The sequence below is a fragment of the Nostocoides sp. HKS02 genome (genome assembly GCF_009707485.1).
Lineage (GTDB): Bacteria > Actinomycetota > Actinomycetes > Actinomycetales > Dermatophilaceae > Pedococcus.
Genome location: NZ_CP046121.1, coordinates 3320627 through 3338006 on the forward strand (window position 1 = coordinate 3320627; position 17380 = coordinate 3338006).

General features: G+C 71.5%; 13 protein-coding genes and 1 pseudogene. All 14 read left to right on the forward strand.

Going from position 1 to position 17380, the window contains the following annotated elements; genetic code table 11:
• Positions 1-6 precede the first annotated feature (6 nt).
• The 14 genes and pseudogenes from GKE56_RS16005 to GKE56_RS16060 all read left to right on the forward strand — a co-directional run bounded on the left by GKE56_RS16005 (position 7) and on the right by GKE56_RS16060 (position 17331).
• The gene (locus GKE56_RS16005) at positions 7-1125 is read left to right on the forward strand and encodes a DegT/DnrJ/EryC1/StrS aminotransferase family protein (RefSeq protein WP_154685394.1); all 1119 of its coding nucleotides are present in this window, start codon (positions 7-9) and stop codon (positions 1123-1125) included.
• Positions 1126-1160: 35 nt separating this feature from the next.
• A complete protein-coding gene (locus GKE56_RS16010; protein WP_154685395.1) occupies positions 1161-2684 on the forward strand; it encodes an oligosaccharide flippase family protein in 1524 nt (507 codons plus the stop codon).
• 210 nt (positions 2685-2894) lie between these two features.
• Entirely contained in the window at positions 2895-4217 is a 1323-nt protein-coding gene (locus GKE56_RS16015; RefSeq protein ID WP_154685396.1) for a nucleotide sugar dehydrogenase, read from the forward strand.
• The gene (locus tag GKE56_RS17700) at positions 4214-4843 is read left to right on the forward strand and encodes a glycosyltransferase (RefSeq protein ID WP_230209033.1); all 630 of its coding nucleotides are present in this window, start codon (positions 4214-4216) and stop codon (positions 4841-4843) included. The genes GKE56_RS16015 and GKE56_RS17700 overlap by 4 nt, the downstream gene beginning before the upstream one ends.
• Before the next feature lie 49 nt (positions 4844-4892).
• The gene (locus tag GKE56_RS17705) at positions 4893-5507 is read left to right on the forward strand and encodes a glycosyltransferase (protein ID WP_230209034.1); all 615 of its coding nucleotides are present in this window, start codon (positions 4893-4895) and stop codon (positions 5505-5507) included.
• Between the two features lie 59 nt (positions 5508-5566).
• Positions 5567-6550: pseudogene (asnB, locus tag GKE56_RS18435) on the forward strand (asparagine synthase (glutamine-hydrolyzing)); the annotation flags it as partial.
• Positions 6477-7424 carry an asparagine synthase-related protein gene (locus GKE56_RS17890; RefSeq protein WP_255424972.1) on the forward strand — a complete coding sequence of 316 codons (948 nt, stop codon included), beginning with the start codon at positions 6477-6479 and terminating at the stop codon, positions 7422-7424. The pseudogene asnB and the gene GKE56_RS17890, both read left to right, overlap by 74 nt.
• A 13-nt stretch (positions 7425-7437) precedes the next feature.
• The gene (locus GKE56_RS16030) at positions 7438-9591 is read left to right on the forward strand and encodes a bi-domain-containing oxidoreductase (protein ID WP_230209035.1); all 2154 of its coding nucleotides are present in this window, start codon (positions 7438-7440) and stop codon (positions 9589-9591) included.
• A gap of 30 nt (positions 9592-9621) precedes the next feature.
• Positions 9622-11667, forward strand: coding sequence for an alginate lyase family protein (locus GKE56_RS16035; protein ID WP_154685397.1), 2046 nt, complete (start codon positions 9622-9624; stop codon positions 11665-11667).
• The gene (locus GKE56_RS16040) at positions 11664-13250 is read left to right on the forward strand and encodes a hypothetical protein (protein WP_154685398.1); all 1587 of its coding nucleotides are present in this window, start codon (positions 11664-11666) and stop codon (positions 13248-13250) included. Before GKE56_RS16035 ends, GKE56_RS16040 begins: the two co-directional genes overlap by 4 nt.
• Positions 13247-14860: a hypothetical protein gene (locus tag GKE56_RS16045; RefSeq protein ID WP_154685399.1), complete on the forward strand. Its 1614-nt coding sequence runs from the start codon at positions 13247-13249 to the stop codon at positions 14858-14860. Before GKE56_RS16040 ends, GKE56_RS16045 begins: the two co-directional genes overlap by 4 nt.
• Positions 14857-16095, forward strand: coding sequence for an O-antigen ligase domain-containing protein (locus GKE56_RS16050; RefSeq protein WP_154685400.1), 1239 nt, complete (start codon positions 14857-14859; stop codon positions 16093-16095). Before GKE56_RS16045 ends, GKE56_RS16050 begins: the two co-directional genes overlap by 4 nt.
• A complete protein-coding gene (locus GKE56_RS16055) occupies positions 16092-16457 on the forward strand; it encodes a hypothetical protein (RefSeq protein WP_154685401.1) in 366 nt (121 codons plus the stop codon). The genes GKE56_RS16050 and GKE56_RS16055 overlap by 4 nt, the downstream gene beginning before the upstream one ends.
• A complete protein-coding gene (locus GKE56_RS16060) occupies positions 16414-17331 on the forward strand; it encodes a glycosyltransferase (RefSeq protein WP_154685402.1) in 918 nt (305 codons plus the stop codon). The genes GKE56_RS16055 and GKE56_RS16060 overlap by 44 nt, the downstream gene beginning before the upstream one ends.
• The last annotated feature ends 49 nt before the right edge of the window (positions 17332-17380 follow it).

The following is a 17380-nucleotide window of genomic DNA, read 5'->3' on the forward strand; positions in this document are numbered from 1 at the left end:
GACGTCATGACGACCGTTCCGCTGGTGGACCTGGCCGTCCAGCACGCCCAGGTCGCTGAGGAGGTGGAAGCCGGGTTCGCGGAGGTGCTGGCCGCCGGTGACTTCATCGCCGGCAAGTCCGTCGCCGCCTTCGAGCAGGAGTATGCCGAGTTCGTCGGTGCGCGTTCGTGCGTCGGCGTGGCGAACGGCACCGACGCCCTGGAGCTGGCCCTGCGTGCCCTCGGCGTAGGGCCGGGCGACGAGGTGGTCGTGCCGGCCAACAGCTTCATCGCCACGGCGGAGGCCGTCGTGCGAGCCGGCGCTCGGCCCGTGTTCACGGATGTCGACGACGACGCGCTCCTGATCGACCCGGCTCTGGTCGAGCGCACGATCACGGCCCGGACGCGCGCCGTGATCCCGGTGGACCTGTACGGCCAGGTGGCCCCGACCGAGCAGTTCTCCGCGCTCCTCGAGGAGCGCGGCATCGCCGTCATCGAGGACGGCGCCCAGTCGCAGGGCGCGACCCGGTTCGGACGATCGGCCGGCACCTTCGGCGCGCTTGCCGCGACGAGCTTCTACCCCGGCAAGAACCTCGGCGCCTACGGTGACGCCGGCGCGGTCCTCACCGACGACGACGACCTCGCCCAGCTGGTGCGCCTCCTGGGCGCCCATGGCAGCCCGTCGAAGTACCGGCATACCCACATCGGGTTCAACTCGCGGCTGGACACCCTCCAGGCCGTGGTGCTGCGGGCGAAGCTGCGCCGGCTTGCGCAGTGGAACGACCAACGTCGGGCGGCGGCAGTCCGCTACGACCACCTGCTTGCCGGAGCCGATCACGTCCGGCTGCCGCAGACGCTGCCCGGCAACGAGCATGTGTGGCATCTCTACGTCGTCCGGGTCGATCGGCGTGACGAGGTGTTGCGCCACCTCCAGGCCGAGGGCGTGGGCGCGGGGGTGCACTACCCGGTCCCCATCCACCTCACCCCCGCCATGGCGGGGCTCGGGTACGGCCTCGGCCGGTTCCCGGTGACCGAACGGGCGGCCGAGCAGATCCTGTCGTTGCCGCTGTTCCCGGGCATCACCGCCGCCCAGCAGGACCGGGTCGTCGAGGTGCTGCTCGAGGCCGTGCGCCACGGGTCGGCCTGACCAGCCTGAGGCGACGACCGGGAGGTGCGCACACGATGAGCGTGGAGGAACGGGCAACGCCTGAGGAGCATCTCGGCAGGCGGGCTGCCACGGGCGTTCTCTGGCTCGCTGCGCAGAAGTGGGCGATCCGCGTCAGCGGGTTCGTCACGCTCATCGTCCTGACCCACCAGATCTCGCCGCGCGGGTTCGGGGTCGTCGCCGCGGCGATGACCGTCGTCCCGATGGTCTACCTCCTGTCCGACCTCGGGTTCTCGACCTACCTGCTGCAGACCGAGGACGCCGACCAGCGCAGCCTGAGCACCGCCTTCTGGACCTCGGTGGCGGCCGGCGTGGTCCTGTCGGCCGGGCTCTTCGGCATCGCACCGCTCCTGGCGCAGGCCTTCAGGACGCCTGACCTCACGCCGGTGCTGCGGGCCCTGGTCCTGTCCGTGGTGCCCACGGTGCTCGCCGGCGTCCCCCTGGCGCTCCTGCGCCGCGCCATGGCGTTTCGGGCCGTCGCCGTGCAGGCGCTCGTCGCAGCGGTGCTCGCCCAGGTCGCCGCGGTGGTGATCGCCCTCATGGGTGGTGGGGTGTGGGCCCTGGTGAGCCAGATCATCGTGTCCCAGTGGGTGATCGCGGTGCTCGCCTGGCGCAGCGCGAGATGGGTGCCGTCGCTGTCCCTGTCACCGCGTCAGTTCCGGGTGATGGCCGTCTTCGGGGTGCGGGTGTCGGCCGTCGACCTCGTCGCGAGCAGCCGGGTCTGGGCCGAGACCTGGATCATCGCAGCGAGCCTCGGCACGACAGCCCTCGGCTTGTTCAACATCAGCCAGCGGCTCGTGCAGGTGGCCCAGGAGCTCACCGCCGCCTCGCTGACCCCGGTGTCGACCGTCGTGTTCGCCAAGGTGCGTGAGTCCGCGACCAGGCTCGGCAGCACCTACCTCAAGGCGCTGGGCCTGGTGTATGCCGTCGTGTCGCCCCTGATGGTCCTGATCATCGTGACGGGGCCGGCCCTGATCCCGGTGCTGTTCGGCCACCGGTGGCTGGCCAGCGTCCTTCCCGCGCAGGCACTGGCGGCCGCCGGGATCATCACCCTGGGCGCGATGTTGGACCACGGCCTGTACTACGGGCTCGGTCGTCCCGGAGCGTGGCTGTGCTACTCCGTGGTGGTCGACGGTGCCACTGTGGCGATGACGGCCCTGGCCGTGCGGTGGGGACTGGGCGCGGTCGCCGTGGGGTTCGTCGTCGTGGCGGTGCTCGCCACCGTCGTGCGCTGGGTGCTGGTCGGCCGACTGCTCGGGCTCGGTGCGCTGTCGGTGGCCCGGCCGTTCGGCACCCTGCTCGTGCCCACGGTGGCCACCATCGTCGTGGGCACCCTGCTCCTCCGGTCCATGTCCGCGACCGGGTCGACCGGTGCCAGCATGGTCGTGACCGCCGTCGGGACGGTCGTCGTGAACCTCGTCCTCCTGCGCCTCATCGGGGGTCGGATCATCCGCGACGGTCTGAGCATCCTCCCGGTCCCGGCCCGCTACACGCGGCGGATCGGCCAGCTGCTCCGCCTGGTCCCCAGCCCTACTCCCTGAACGGCTCGACAACCCTTCTCAGCCATTTGGCCCAGTGCCGACCGGGATATCCGGACGACCCGCGTCATACGGGGACTGGTGTGGAATGGGTGCAACGCGAAAGCGCAGCGCGCGTACGCATTTCGACGATCCGGCACGACGATCCGGCACGGACCTGGGGGAGGGCCGAATGCACCACACACACCAGACCTCGACCGGGAGGTCACGCTCATGAAGGTTGCCGTCTTGGGGTTGGGCTACGTCGGCACGGTCACCGCTGCGGGTCTCGCCTCGCAGGGACACGAGGTCGTCGGAGTGGACGTCGACCTCATGAAGGTCGACACCATCAACGGGGGTCACAGCCCCGTCGTCGAGCCGCGGATCGACGACCTGGTCCGCAGCGCCGTCGCCGCGGGTCGGCTGCAGGCCACGACCGACGCGCGGCTGGCCCTCGAGCACGCCGACATCTCGCTCATCTGCGTCGGCACGCCCTCGTTGCCGCGCGGCGACACCGACCTCACCTACATCCGCCGGGCGTTGTCCGACCTGCGCGACGCGATGACCGTGGCGACGCCGCCAGCAGCGGGCATCCACTCGGTCGTCATCCGCTCCACCGTCCCACCAGGCACCTGTGCGTCGGTGGTGGCCCCCACCTTCGCCGAGGACGAGCTCCCGGGCCAGTGGTCGGTCGCCACGGCGATGTGTCCGGAGTTCTTGCGCGAGGGCTCGGGCGTCCAGGACTTCTTCGCGCCGCCATTCGTCGTGGTCGGCACCGAGGACCCGCGCACCCGAGACTCCCTCGCCGAGCTCTTCGCGTTCCTCGGTCAGGAGATCCACCACGTCGACCTGGCCACCGCCGAGTCGCTGAAGTACGCCTGCAACGCCTTCCACGCGGTCAAGGTGACCTTCGCCAACGAGATGGGGCGGGTGTTCGCGGCCTTCGGTGTCGACGGCCGCCGAGTGATGGAGATCTTCAGCCAGGACCACAAGCTCAACATCGCCCCGGCATACCTGCGGCCCGGCTTCGCCTTCGGCGGCTCGTGCCTGCCCAAGGACCTGCGGGCGCTGCAGAGCATGGCCCGCTACAACGGCGTGGAGATCCCCATGGTCGGAGCCACGATGACCAGCAACGAGATCGTGGTGCGCTCGCTGGTCGACCGGGTGCTCGGCACGGGGTACCGGCGCGTCTGCCTGCTCGGCCTCAGCTTCAAGATGGACACCGACGACCTGCGCGAGAGCCCCAACCTCGAGGTCGCGGAACGCTTCGTGGGCAAGGGTCTCGACGTGCGGATCTACGACCCGATCGTGAACCCCGACCTGCTCGTCGGCGCCAACCTGCGGTACCTGCAGAGCAAGCTCTCGCACGTCAACCGGTTGCTGGCCGCCTCACCCGAGGAGGCCCTCGACGGTGCCGAGGTCGTCATCGTCGCCTCCTCCCATCCGGCTGCGCTCGCGGCCCTCAAGGCGGCCGACCCGCGTCTGGTCATCGACCTGCACGGCCGGCTCGGCGAGGACATCGAGCGACTCCCGGCATACGAGGGGGTCAGCTGGTGATCGGACGTCGTCGCGACGCCGACCCGCCCCGGGTCCTCATCATCGTCCAGAACCTTCCGGTCCCGTTCGACCGGCGGGTGTGGCTGGAGTGCCAGAGCCTGGTCGGCTCCGGCTACGACGTGACCGTCGTGTGCCCCCGCGGCGAGGGAACGGGGGCCGAGCAGGTCGTCGACGGCGTCCGTATCCTGGCCTACCCGCCGTACGCCCCGGGTGGTGGGGCGGCGGGCTTCTTCCTGGAGTACGCGTACTCGTTCCTCGCCACCGCCTGGCTCGCGTTCAGGGCCCGGCGTCGGGGTGCCTTCACCGTCGTGCAGGCGTGCAACCCGCCGGACATCTTCTGGCCGCTCGCCTGGGCGCTGCGGGTGCTGGACGGTTCGCGCTTCGTCTTCGACCACCACGACCTGTGCCCGGAGCTTGTTCGAGTCGCGGTTCCCGAACGGCTCGCGCGCCTTCCTCCGGGGCCTGCTGTTCCTCGAGCGGGCGACCTTCCGTACCGCGGACCGGGTCACCTCCACCAACGCGTCGTATGCCGGTATCGCCACCTCCCGGGGCGGCAAGGCACCCGAGCACGTCACCGTCGTGCGGACCGGGCCCGACCCGCAACGCCTGCGCCGGACCGAACCTGACCCGCAGCTCCGGCGTGGCCGGGGGCACCTCGTCGGCTACATCGGGGTCATGGGACCCCAGGACGGTGTGGACATCGTCGTGCGGGCCGCCGATGTCATCGTGAACACCTGGGGACGCACCGACATCGCGTTCACGCTGATGGGGTCGGGGGACTGCTATGCCGACCTCGTGGCGGAGCGCGACCGGCTCGGTCTCCAGGACCACGTCGACCTGCCGGGCCGGGTGCCGGACGAGACGGTGATGGCGGTCCTCTCGACGGCGGAGGTCGGCCTCTCGCCCGACCCGCTCAATCCGCTCAACGACCTGTCGACCATGAACAAGACGATGGAGTACATGGCGTTCGGCATCCCCGTCGTCGCCTTCGACCTGCGGGAGACGAAGGTCTCCGCCCAGGACGCGGCCCGGTACGTCGAGCCGGGTGACGTCGAGGCCTACGCCCGGGCGATCGTCGAACTCGTCGACGACCCCGACACGCGCGCGGACATGGGTCGGCGCGGTCGCGAGCGGGTCGAGCAGCAGCTGGCGTGGGACCACCAGCGTGCCGGCTACCTTGCGGTCTTCGACGAGCTGGCCGGACGAGCCGGCGCCCCAGGAAGCAGCCAGCCGATCGCCTCGGGGTCCGGGTCGGCCCCGCCCCCGAATCTCGCCCGCACGGAGGCTTAGCCGTGTGTGGGGTCGCAGGGGCCTTTCAGCAACCAGACGGCAAGGTGATCGTCTCGACGATGGTCGACCGGATCGGCCACCGGGGTCCTGACGCGCGCGGCGTCCTCGAGCTCGTCGACCCCGATACCTCAGTCGTGCTCGGGCACCGCCGGCTCTCGATCATCGACCTGAGCACCGCGTCGGACCAGCCCTTCGTCAAGGGCGGGCTCACGCTCAGCTACAACGGCGAGATCTACAACTACCGCGAGCTGCGGCGCGACCTCGAGGCACTCGGCGCCAGGTTCGCGACGCAGTCCGACACCGAGGTCGTCCTGGAGGCCTGGCGGGCCTGGGGGACAGGCGCACTGCGCCGGTTCCGGGGCATGTTCGCCTTCGCCATCCACGACGAGCGGACCCGGAGCCTCACCCTGGTGCGGGACCCGTTGGGCATCAAGCCGATGTACGTCATGCGCCGCGGCGAGGGCATCGTCTTCGCCTCGGAGCTCAAGGCGATCCTCACGGCGGTCGGGCCCGAGCTGCGGGTCAACTCGGCGGCCATGGTGGCGTCGGCGCTCTACTACTGGCTGCCCCAGGAGTACGACGCGGTCCAGGGGGTCTACAAGCTGCCCCCCGGCACGTGGAGCACCTTCTCCAGCAACGGTTCCACGACCTCGGGCGAGTACTGGAACACCGCGGACGAGGCCGCCCGGGCGGCGGCGGGGCCGCGCGCCGACCTGCGTGCGGTCGTGGAGGCGTCCGTCGAGGCTCACCTCATCTCCGATGCGCCGGTGGCGTCCTTCCTCAGTGGTGGCCTGGACTCCAGCATCATCACGACCCTCGCGCACCGGCGAGACCCCTCGATCGAGGCGTACACGATTGCCTTCCGCGCGCAGGACCAGCGGATGGAGGCGATGCCGGACGACGCCCGCTATGCGCGGATCATGGCGTCCCACCTCGGGATTCGGCTGCACGAGATCGAGCTCAACCCCGATGTCGTCGACCTCCTGCCGCGCATGGTCGACATCCTGGACGAGCCGATCGGTGACCCGGCCGCGATCAACACCCTGCTCATGTGCGACGCCGCCCGAGCAGCGGGCGTCAAGGTCCTCCCTGTCGGGCATGGGGGCCGACGAGCTGTTCGGCGGTTACCGCAAGCACCTCGCGACCCTCATGACGGGGCGCTACCGCCGGGTGCCCAAGCCGCTGCGCACCGGTCTGGTGGCCCCGGCTGTTCGTGCCCTGCCCGTGGCCGTGGGCCAGCACGGCCTGCGGACCGTGCGCTGGGCGCAGCGGTTTCTCACCTTCGCCGAGCTCCCGGAGGAGGAGGCGTTCCGGCGCAGCTACACCCTCTACGACACCGACGAGCTGTCGGGTCTGCTCGACCCCGGGCTGGCCACGCACGTGGAGGCGGTCGTGGACCGGCACCGGGCGGTCTACGAGGACACGAGCCTGACCGACCAGGTCAGCCGCATGTGCCTGGCCGACACCCGGATGTTCATGGTGGGGCTCAACCTCACCTACACCGACCGCGCGAGCATGGCGGCGTCGACCGAGGTGCGGGTGCCGTTCGTGGATCCCCTCGTGTTCGCAGCAGCCTTCTCGCTGCCCGGGTCGGACAAGATCCGGGGGCGCGTGCAGAAGGCCGCCCTGAAGGACGCTGCGCGGGCCTGGCTTCCCGACGAGATCATCGACCGGCCGAAGGCCAGCTTCGGGGCGCCGCTGCGGGCCTGGGTGACCAACGACCTGAGCGAGCTCATCGACGACGTCCTGGTGCGCGGCGAGCTCGTGGGCACGGGGTTCCTGCGGCCCGAGCCGCTGCGCCGTCTGGTCGACGACCAGCGCAGCGGTCGCCGCGACGAGTCCAAGCAGCTCTGGCAGCTGCTCTCGCTCGAGCTCTGGTACCGCAACGCCCGGTCGGCCGGGGTGGGCACGTCATGAGGAGCGAAGCGCGATGAAGCAGGTGGCTCAGAACTACCGCTCGGGCGAGCTGGTGGTGCTCGACGTGCCGGCTCCGGCCTGCAAGCCCGGTGGGGTCCTCGTGCGCACCCTCTACTCGCTCATCTCGACCGGCACCGAGCTGATGAAGGTGACCGAGGCGCGGCTCTCGCTCCTGGGGAAGGCGCGGGCGCGGCCGGACCAGGTCAGGAAGGCGCTGGACTCGATGGCCCAGCAGGGCCCCGTGGCGACGTACAAGAAGGCGATCAACACCCTCGACAGCTACACGCCGCTGGGGTACTCGCTGTGCGGGGTCGTCGTCGAGGTCGGCCCCGGCGCGGAGGAGTTCGCGATCGGGGACCTGGTGGCGGCTGCCGGCAACGAGTTCGCGCTGCACGCCGAGCTGAACTGGGTGCCCACCAACCTCTGTGTGCCTGTGCCCGAGGGCGTGGCACCGGAGCACGCCGCCTTCGCGACCGTGGGCGCCATTGCGATGCAAGGGGTTCGGCGTGGGGAGGCGGAGCTCGGGGAGCTGGCGTGCGTGATCGGACTCGGGCTGATCGGCCAGCTCGTCGTGCGCCTGCTCGTCGCGTCGGGGGTCCGCGTCGTGGGTGTCGACACGGTGGCTGAGCGGTGCCGCCTCGCGGAGCAGGCCGGCGCGATCGCCTGCGTGGGCCCGGATGCCGAGGGCGCGGCATACCTCGAGGAGGTCATCGGCGCGGCCACCGGCGGCCTCGGCGCTGACCAGATCTACCTGGCGGCCGGGGGCGACAGCAATGGACCGGTGGAGCTCGCGGCACGTCTCGCGCGGGACCGGGCGCGGGTCGTCGACATCGGCAAGACCAAGCTCGACCTGCCGTGGAACGCCTACTACGAGAAGGAGCTCGACGTCCGGTTCTCGCGCTCCTACGGCCCGGGCCGCTACGACGACCGGTACGAGCTCGAGGGCATCGACTACCCGGCTGGGTACGTCCGCTGGACCGAGCGGCGCAACCTGCAGTGTTTCGTGGACCTCCTCGCGACCGGCTCGGTCGAGGTGGCGTCCCTCGTCTCCGGCATCCGGCCTGTCGCGGAGGCGACGGCCGTCTACGGCGCCCTGGGCGACGGGTCGCTCCGCGGTGTCGGGTTCCTGTTCTCCTACCCCCAGCCCAAGGCGCACTCCAACGGCAGCTCGGTCTCCTCGCCGCCCTACGCGCGGACGCTCCACGCCGGTCCGTCCACCACAGCCCGCGCCGCGGCAACCCCCACGGTGCGGCTCGGGTTCATCGGTGCGGGCAGCTACGCGAGCTCGATGCTCCTCCCGCACCTGGCGAAGAACCCCGCCGCGACCCTCGCGACCGTGGCGACGACCCGGTCGCTGTCCGCGGTCAACGCGGTCCGCAAGTTCGGCTTCCAGACGGCCACGACCGACTCGGCCACCGTCCTCGCCGATCCCCAGATCGACGCGGTCTTCGTCGTCACGCGCCACCACTCGCACGCGGAGTTCGTGTGTCGCGCGCTGGAGCAGGGCAAGGCCGTGTTCGTCGAGAAGCCGCTCGCGCTGACCCGCGAGGACGTCGACCGCGTGCTCGAGGTCGTGGACCGCACCGGCAACGACCGGCTCATGGTCGGGTTCAACCGCCGGTTCGCGCCGCTTGTTCACCGACCTGCGCCGACGGTTCGGAATGCCCGGGGCGCCGGTGAGTGCCCGCTACCTCGTCAACGCCGGGCGCCTCGACTCGACCAGCTGGTACCTCAACGAGGAGCTGGAGGGATCGCGTTTCCTCGGCGAGGGTGGCCACTTCATCGACACCCTCAGCGCGTGGATCGGGCACCCGCCGGTCGAGGTCGTGGCCCACCAGACGGCGAACGCGCTCGACCTGCACGTCACCCTGCGGTACGCCGACGGCTCCCTGGGGACCATCACCTATGCCACCGACGGCGACAGCCGGTACCCGAAGGAGACGCTCGACGTGTCCGGGGGTGGCCGCAACGCCCGGCTCGACAACTTCACCCGCGCGACCGTGTGGAGCCGAGCAGGCAAGGACACCAAGCGCTCGTATGCCGGGCAGGACAAGGGCCAGCGCGCCGAGCTTGCCGCGTTCCTCGAGGCCGTGCTGCACGGCGACCCGATGCCGATCGACCTCGACTCGATCGTCGCGACGACCCGGGCGACGATCGCGATCGGTGAGAGCCTCGTGTCTGGGCATGCGGTGGCGCCATGAGCAGGTCCCTGGGCTGGTACGTCCGCCGACTGCGAGGCATGTCGCCCGCCGAGGTGGGCTGGCGCGTGGGCGACCGGGTCCGACAGGCACTCTGGGCGCGCCGTCGCGTGCCGTCGGGGGCAGCCGTGACGGGTCCCGTCCCCGGGCTACTGACGCACCGCACCTTCGCCGCGGTCCTGCCTGCGAGTGCTCGCGCAGAGGTGCCCGCCGCAGCCCGCGATGCCGTGGTTGCCGCCGCGGACCGCCTGCTCGCGGGCGACTGGACGGTGCTGGGCGTGCTGCGCCACGACCTGGTCGACCCCGACTGGTTCCTCGACCCGGTCACCGGGCGTCGGGCCCCGCAGGACGGGTTGGCCTTTCGCATCGACCACCGCGACGAGGGAGTCACCGGGAACGTCAAGTCCGTCTGGGAGCTGTCCCGCCACCACCACCTCACGGTGCTCGCGGCGGCATACTGGCTGACCGGTGACGAGCGGTATGCCGAGCGCGTCGCCGCGCAGCTGCGGTCCTGGTGGGCGGCCAACCCGTTCCTCTCCGGCGTGCACTGGACCAGCGGGATCGAGCTCGGCATCCGGCTGACGAGCTGGGTGTGGGTGCGCCGGTTGCTCGACGGGTGGCCCGGTGCCAGCAGCCTGTTCGAGGACGACGACGAGGCGCTGCGGCAGGTGAGGTGGCACCAGGAGTACCTGGCCGCCTTCCGCAGCCGGGGTTCGTCGGCGAACAACCACGCCGTCGCCGAGGCCGTCGGCAGGCTTGTGGGCGCGTGCGCCTTTCCCTGGTTCGAGGAGAGCGAGCGGTGGGGTGCCGCGGCAGCTGCCGAGCTCGAGACGACCTTGGCCGCGAACACCTTCTCCAGTGGGGTGAACCGCGAGCAGGCGACCGACTACCACCGCTTCGTCACCGAGCTCGGGCTGCTGGCCCTCGCCGAGGCGGATCGCGCGGGTCGACCGCTCGAGGAGCCGACGAGACGGCTGCTCGCCTCGTCGCTGGACGCCGCTGCCGCCCTGCTCGACACGACCGGCCGACCGCCACGACAGGGCGACGGCGACGACGGCCGCGGGCTCGTGCTCGACGCACCTGGGGCCGACCCGTGGGCGCAGCTGCTCGCCACTGGCGCCGCCATCGTCGGTGCCGGCGACTGGTGGCCACCGATCGCGCCCGGTGTCGCGAGCACCGCAGTCGGCGCGCTCGCCTCCCGGGCCGAGGTTCGCGGTCGCCCGCAGGTCAGGCCTCGTGCCTTCCACGATGCCGGCACCCACGTGCTCCGCACCCCCGCCGGAGCGGAGCCAGAGATCTGGTGCCGGTGCGACGGCGGCCCGCACGGCTTCGGGTCCATCGCCGCGCACGGGCAGGCCGACGCGCTGTCGGTGGAGGTGCGGGTCGGCGGGATCGACGTCCTCGCGGACCCCGGAACCTACTGCTACCACGGCGACCCGGACTGGCGCACGTACTTCCGCTCCACCCTCGGCCACAACACGGTGGAGGTCGACGGGACCAGCCAGTCCGTCGAGGGCGGACCGTTCCTCTGGACCAGCTCGGCTGTGTCAGGCGTGGACGACGCCGACCTCGCCGGCGACGTCCAGACCTGGTCCGGCCACCACCTCGGGTACACCCGTCTCGACCCGGTGCTCCGTCACGACCGCCAGGTCACGCTCGACTCCGGCGAGCGGACGCTGCGGGTCGAGGACACGCTCACCGGGTCCGCCCGGCATACCCTGCGTCTGGCCTGGCACCTCGGCCCGGACGTCGACGTGGAGCTGGGCGACGGGGTGGCGGAGCTCTCCTGGGCCGACGGCATGGACCGCCGCAGCGGGCGTCTGTCCCTGCCCCCACAGCTGTCGTGGACAGCGCACCGTGGCGAGACGTCGCCCGTCCTCGGGTGGTACTCACCACGGTTCGGCGAACGCGTCCCCAGCGCCACGCTGGTCGGCTCCGGGGCCTGGACCGGCGTGCTCTCCCTCACGAGCGTCCTCGAGCTGTCCGTCGTTCCGACGCTCGTGGCCCAGCACGCCGGCTCTTCCGACCGTGAGGTGGCTCCGTGAGCGAGCAGATCATCGACCTCAAGTCGGTCTCGGCGATCCTGCGCCGGCACCTCGGCGCCCTGATCGTCGCCCTCGTGCTCGGGGCGCTCGCAGGAGGCGCTCTCGGCTATCGGGTTCCGCCGTCCTACCTCAGCACGAGCATCGTCCTCCTCCCGCCCATCCCACAGGCCTCGAGCACCGTGGGCACCCACAGCATCGACACCCAGGTCCAGATCGCCAACAGCGAGGCCGTGCTGGGGCCTGCCGGGCGCTCGGTCAGCCCGCAGCTGCGGCCGAGCCAGGTGGCCGGCCGGGTGCAGATCATCGCGCCGACGACCGATGTCCTGAGCATCACGGCCACCGGGCCGACCGCGGCGGCTGCCGAAGCCCTGTCCGATGCTGTGGCGAAGGCGGAGGTCGACTACCTGCAGGCCGCGGCGAGCTCGCTGGGCCAGGCCGCGCGCAAGGCGTTGGCGGCCCGGGAAAGCACCCTCAAGGACAGCCTGGCGGCGATGAACGCCGAGATCGCCAAGACCCAGGGGCGTCTGGCCCACGAGAGCGCTTCCTCAGCCGCCGGAAAGGCCGATGCCGCCGCTCTCGGCGAGCTCACGGCCGAGCAGGGCAAGACCGTCCTGCAGATCGACCAGATCGAGAAGGAAGCCGACGCAGCACAGCCCCTCGACGGGCAGCCGGGCGGCGGCGCGAGTGTGATCCAGCAAGCATCGCCGGGCATCAGCAGGCCCGTCGCCCTGCAGGCGGCGTTGTTCGGTGGTGCCGGAGCCGGTGCGGCCTTCCTGCTGGCCGGGCTCCTCTTCGTCCTGCGCGGTCGGCGGGAAAGCACCCTGCGGTCCCGCGACCAGATCGCCGACGCCGTCGGCATCCCTGTCGCCGCCTCGATCCAGAGCCGGGCGCCTCGCTCGGTCGCCGGGTGGACCAGCCTGCTGGAGTCGTATGCGCCCGACAGCGTGGAGCTGTGGGCCCTTCGCCAGCTCCTCCGGGTCGTGACGCCGGGCACGCCGGTGAGCCTCGCGGGCGAGCTGGAGGATCCGCCGCAGCCCGCCAAGGTCGTGGTCCTCACCCTGGCCGGTGACCTGCCGGCGCTGGCTGCCGGACCACAGTTCGCCTCGCTGGCCGCCTCCACGGGCACAGTCACCCAGCTCGTCACCGCGCAGCACCACGAGTCGGCGAACGCGCTGTGGGCCGCCTGCGCGAGCCTCCCGCCGGATGCACAGCTACGACCGCGGCTGTGGGTGGACACCCGGCCCGACGTGCGTCCTGCCGCCCAGCTGGTCGTCCACCTCGCCGTGACGAACCGGCAGCACCCCGAGCTCGCCGTCCCCGGCGTGGGCCGGGCGGTGACGCTGCTCGCCGTGACCTCCGGGGCAGCCACGCCCGAGGACCTCGCGCGGGTGGCGCTCGCGGCCGACGAGGCCGGGCACGCGATCGACCGCATCGTCATCGTCGACGCCGACCCGCTCGACCGCACCACGGGACGCCTGCTCCCGACGGAGCGGGCCCAGCACCTGCCGCTCCCGTCCCTGATGACCGGCTCCACACGTCCGGGGGAGGCGACGACGCTGGAGGCCCGCCGGAGGGTCCGATGATCGACATCGCATGGAACATCGAGGACGAAGCTCGCGATGCCGAGCTCTCCGGTATGCCGCGGCCGCTGCTCGGCACGTGGCACTACCTGCGCAACTCCCTGCGGCGCGCTTGGCACACGTGGGTCGGGCTCGCCGTCCTCGGCGCCTACGTCGGGTTGGCCGCCGTGGTCCTGTTGCCACCCGTGAGCACCGGGACCGTCACGGTGCTCATGGCGCACCCGGCGACGATGGACCCGACCTCCGCGATGGCGACGGACGTGAGCCTGCTCGCCACCCGCGAGGTCGCCGTCAGAACCGTGCGGGACCTGCAGCTCGGGATGTCGCCCGAGGAGTTCCAGGCGACCGTCATGGCGGACCCCGTCACGACCGAGGTCCTCAAGATCTCGGTCGCCGCGCCGACCGACGCGGCTGCCGTGGCAGGGGCGGATGCCGTGACCAAGCAGTACCTGGCCTTCCGCGCGGAGCAGCTGCGATCGCTGACCAGCGGCCTCGTGTCGGGGTACCAGGCCCGAGTCACCTCGATGCAGCAGCAGATCACGGTGCTGAACCAGGAGTACGCGCAGGCCAGCCAGCAGGGGCAGGCCGGCCAGACCCAGGCCTCGGACATCCTCACCCGTCGGGCCGAGCTGAACACGCAGATCACCGCCATGCAGCAGGCCTCCGAGGACGCCACGCTGCAGACCGATGCGGCGATCTCCTCGACGCATGTCATCGACGCAGCCCGGGCCGTGCGGCCGTCGGCGAAGAAGGCGATGGCGCTCGACGTCGGCTCCGGGCTCATCGGGGGTGCTGCGCTCGGGATGGGGCTGGTGCTCTTCCGGGCGCTGACCTCGGAACGGCTGCGGCGCCGGCAGGAGGTCGCCGTGGCCCTCGGAGCACCGGTGCGCTTCAGCATCACCTCGCCCGGTCCTCTGGAACGCCGGTGGGGACGCGCGCGGCAGCGGCTTCGGGCTCGCGCGCCATGGCGCCGGCGTGACCTGGACGCGCTCGTCTACGGCCTCGAGTCCGCGATCGTCCCACGGGGTCTCACCTCCGAGCTGGCGAAGCCGGAGCCGACGACCCCGGTGCCGTGGGCAGCGAACGTGGCCGTCGCCGCTGTGGGAAGCAACGCGCGCGTCGCAGCCGCGGTGATCGCCGCCGTCGCGAGCCACCTGCGGGTGTTCGGTCTCTCGGTCTTCCTGGTCGACCTCAGCGCGGGCGGTGCCCTGGTTCGCCACGTGTCCCGTGCCGATGCAGCGCACGTGTTCAGGCCGACCGGTGTTCCGAACCTGGCCGTGGGCCCGCGTGGTTCACACGGACCGGTCAGCGACCTGCCCGTCGGCCACCCGCTGAGGGAGGCGTGGGATGCCGCCGAGGTCGTCATCGCCCTGGTCGAGGTCGACCCCGGCATCGAGGTCGAGAACCTCCGGTCCTGGGTCGACCAGGTGATCCCGCTGGTCAGCGCGGGCCGGTGCACGGCGGAGCTGCTGGAGACGACCGCCGAGCTCATCCGGGCCGCAGGGCTCGCCCTGCCGTTCGCGATGATGGTCGGGGTCGACGAGACGGACGAGAGCCTCGGGCTGGGCGATCCGCTGGCGACGAGGGTGGCCACCCCCACCACGGCGCCATGACCGTCGTCGAGCGGCTCAGGCTGAGGCCGCCCGGCCTCGACACCGTGGGCCGGGCGCCCTTGCGCACCGCCGCCGCCGCGGTGCCGCGGATGCTGCTGCTCGCCTGGGCCGCGTTGTTCTTCAACGTCCTCACGCCGTCAAGCAACCCCACCGTCCTGCCGATCCCGCACTCGGTCAACCAGGTGTTCGCCCAGGGCTCGCTCGTCCTCGCGCTCGTCCTCGTCTTTCTCGTCAACCCGCGAATAGTCATCCGGCCCAACCTGTTCCTCGTGCTCGTCACCGTCATGGTGGTCGTTGCCCTCATCGTCAGCATCCACAGCCAGTTCTTCGTCGGTTCGACGTACCGGGCGCTGCGTTTTGTCGGCTTCGTCGTGTGCCTCTGGCTCCTCACCCCTTGGTGGGGGCGACGCGACATGCTGCTGCTGCGAGCCCACCGGCTGTGCCTGTGGGCCGCCCTGGGCTCGGTGATCCTCGGCGTCGCGCTCGGCCCGGGCAAGGCCTTCGCCGGCGAGGGCCGACTCGCCGGCGCGGTGTGGCCGATCCCGTCGCCCCAGGTCGCGCACTACGCCGGGCTTCTGCTCGGCACCTCGGTGGTCCTGTGGATGTGCCGCGTCATCGGCGGCCGACACGCCCTCGTGGCCATCGTGGTGAGCATCGCGGTGCTCCTCGGGACCCACACGAGGACTGCGGTGCTCGGCGTGCTCATCGGCCTGGCCATCGCGTCCGCCAGCCTGTTCCTCGGGCATGCCCGGGTCCGGCGCGCCTCGGCGACGACCCTGGTCGTCGGGGTCGTCGTGGGCACCGTGTTCGCCCAGCAGATCGTCAGCTGGGCGGCTCGTGGGCAGACGGCCCAGGATGCAAGCCAGCTCACGGGGCGCACCAAGGTCTGGTCGGCCCTGCTCCAGACCCAACGCCCACGGCTCAACGAGATCTTCGGCAACGGCCTGTCCAACAAGTCCTTCGACGGACTGCCCATCGACAGCAACTGGGTCGCCAGCTACCTCGACCTCGGGTGGTTCGGCATCGTCGTCCAGGTCATGTTCCTCCTGCTGCTGCTCGGCCTGGCAGTGACCCATGTCCGCGGGCCGAGGCGCGCGGTGGCCCTCTTCCTCACGGTGTACACGATCGTCGCCTCGTTCACCGAGACCGGGACGAGCGACGCCTCGGCATACCTGCTCGACCTGGTCGTCGCCGCGTCGCTGCTCGTCCCCGAACCGGCTCGCGGTGCCCGATGAGGATCCTCGTCGTCCACGGGCGCTACCGGTCCAGTGCGCCCAGCGGTGAGAACATCGTTGCCGACCAGGAGCGCAGCGCCCTGCGCGCCGCGGGTCACTGGGTCGGGACCTTCGAGCGCGACAGCGACGAGATCGCGGGCTGGTCGCTGGCGCGCAAGGCCTCGTTGCCCGCGCGCGTGGTGTGGAACGGCGCAGTCAAGCGTGACCTGGCCAGGTCGATCGCGGCGACCAGGCCCGACGTCGTCCACATCCACAACACCTTCCCGCTTGTTGAGCCCGTCGGTCCTGCACGCCTGTCTCGAGGCCGGTGTTCCGGCCGTGGCCACGTTCCACAACTACCGGCTGCTCTGCGCGACCGGTGACTTCTTCCGGGCCGGCCAGCCGTGCCACGACTGCGCCACCGGCATCGGCATGCCGGGTGTGCAGCACGGCTGTTACCGCGGGTCGCACCTGGCCACCATCCCGGTGGTCGCCGCCAATGCCGCTCACCGCTCGGCGTGGCAACGGCTCCTCTCGGCATACGTGTTCATCTCGGCCTCGCAACGGGACCTGATGTCGGCCCTGGAGCTCCCGGCCGACCGGGTGTTCGTCAAGCACAACCTGGTCGTCTCGCCGCCTTCGCCCGCGCCCTCTCCACGCCTGCCCGAGCACCAGGTGACCTACGTCGGACGGCTCGACGCCGCCAAGGGCATCCCGCTGCTCATGCAGTCGTGGGACGCCTTCCGCGCCCAGAGCCCGTCGTCGGCCCTGCGGCTCGTGGTCGTCGGTGCCGGGCCCATGGAGGATGCCGTCCGCGCCTGGGCGGCACACCATCCCTCCGTGGAGGTCGTGGGCCTCGTGCCCCGCGACAAGGCAGTCTCCGTCCTAGGCCGGTCACTGGCTGCCGTCGTGACCTCGCAGTGGGAAGAGACCTTCGGACTCGTCGCGGTCGAGGCGATGGCGGTCGGCGTCGCCCCGATCGCACCCGACCGCGGGTCGTTCCCCGAGCTCATCGGCGACAGTGCCGACGGGTCGCTGTACCGCGCCGGCGACCCGACCTCGCTCGCCGCAGCCCTCACCGATCTGGACCGTGACCCGCAGCGCTACGTCGAGCTCGGGCGACGGGCGCGCGCGAGCTACGAGCGTCGGTTCCAGCCGGAAGCCAACCTCGACCAGCTCCTCGACATCTACCGCTTCGCCATGGCCCACCCGGTCGAGGGTCTGCAGCGCGCCCTGCGGACGTCAGCGACCGGTTGACCGCCGCTGCTCGACCGACCTGAGGAAGTCGAGCAGGCGGGGGACCTGT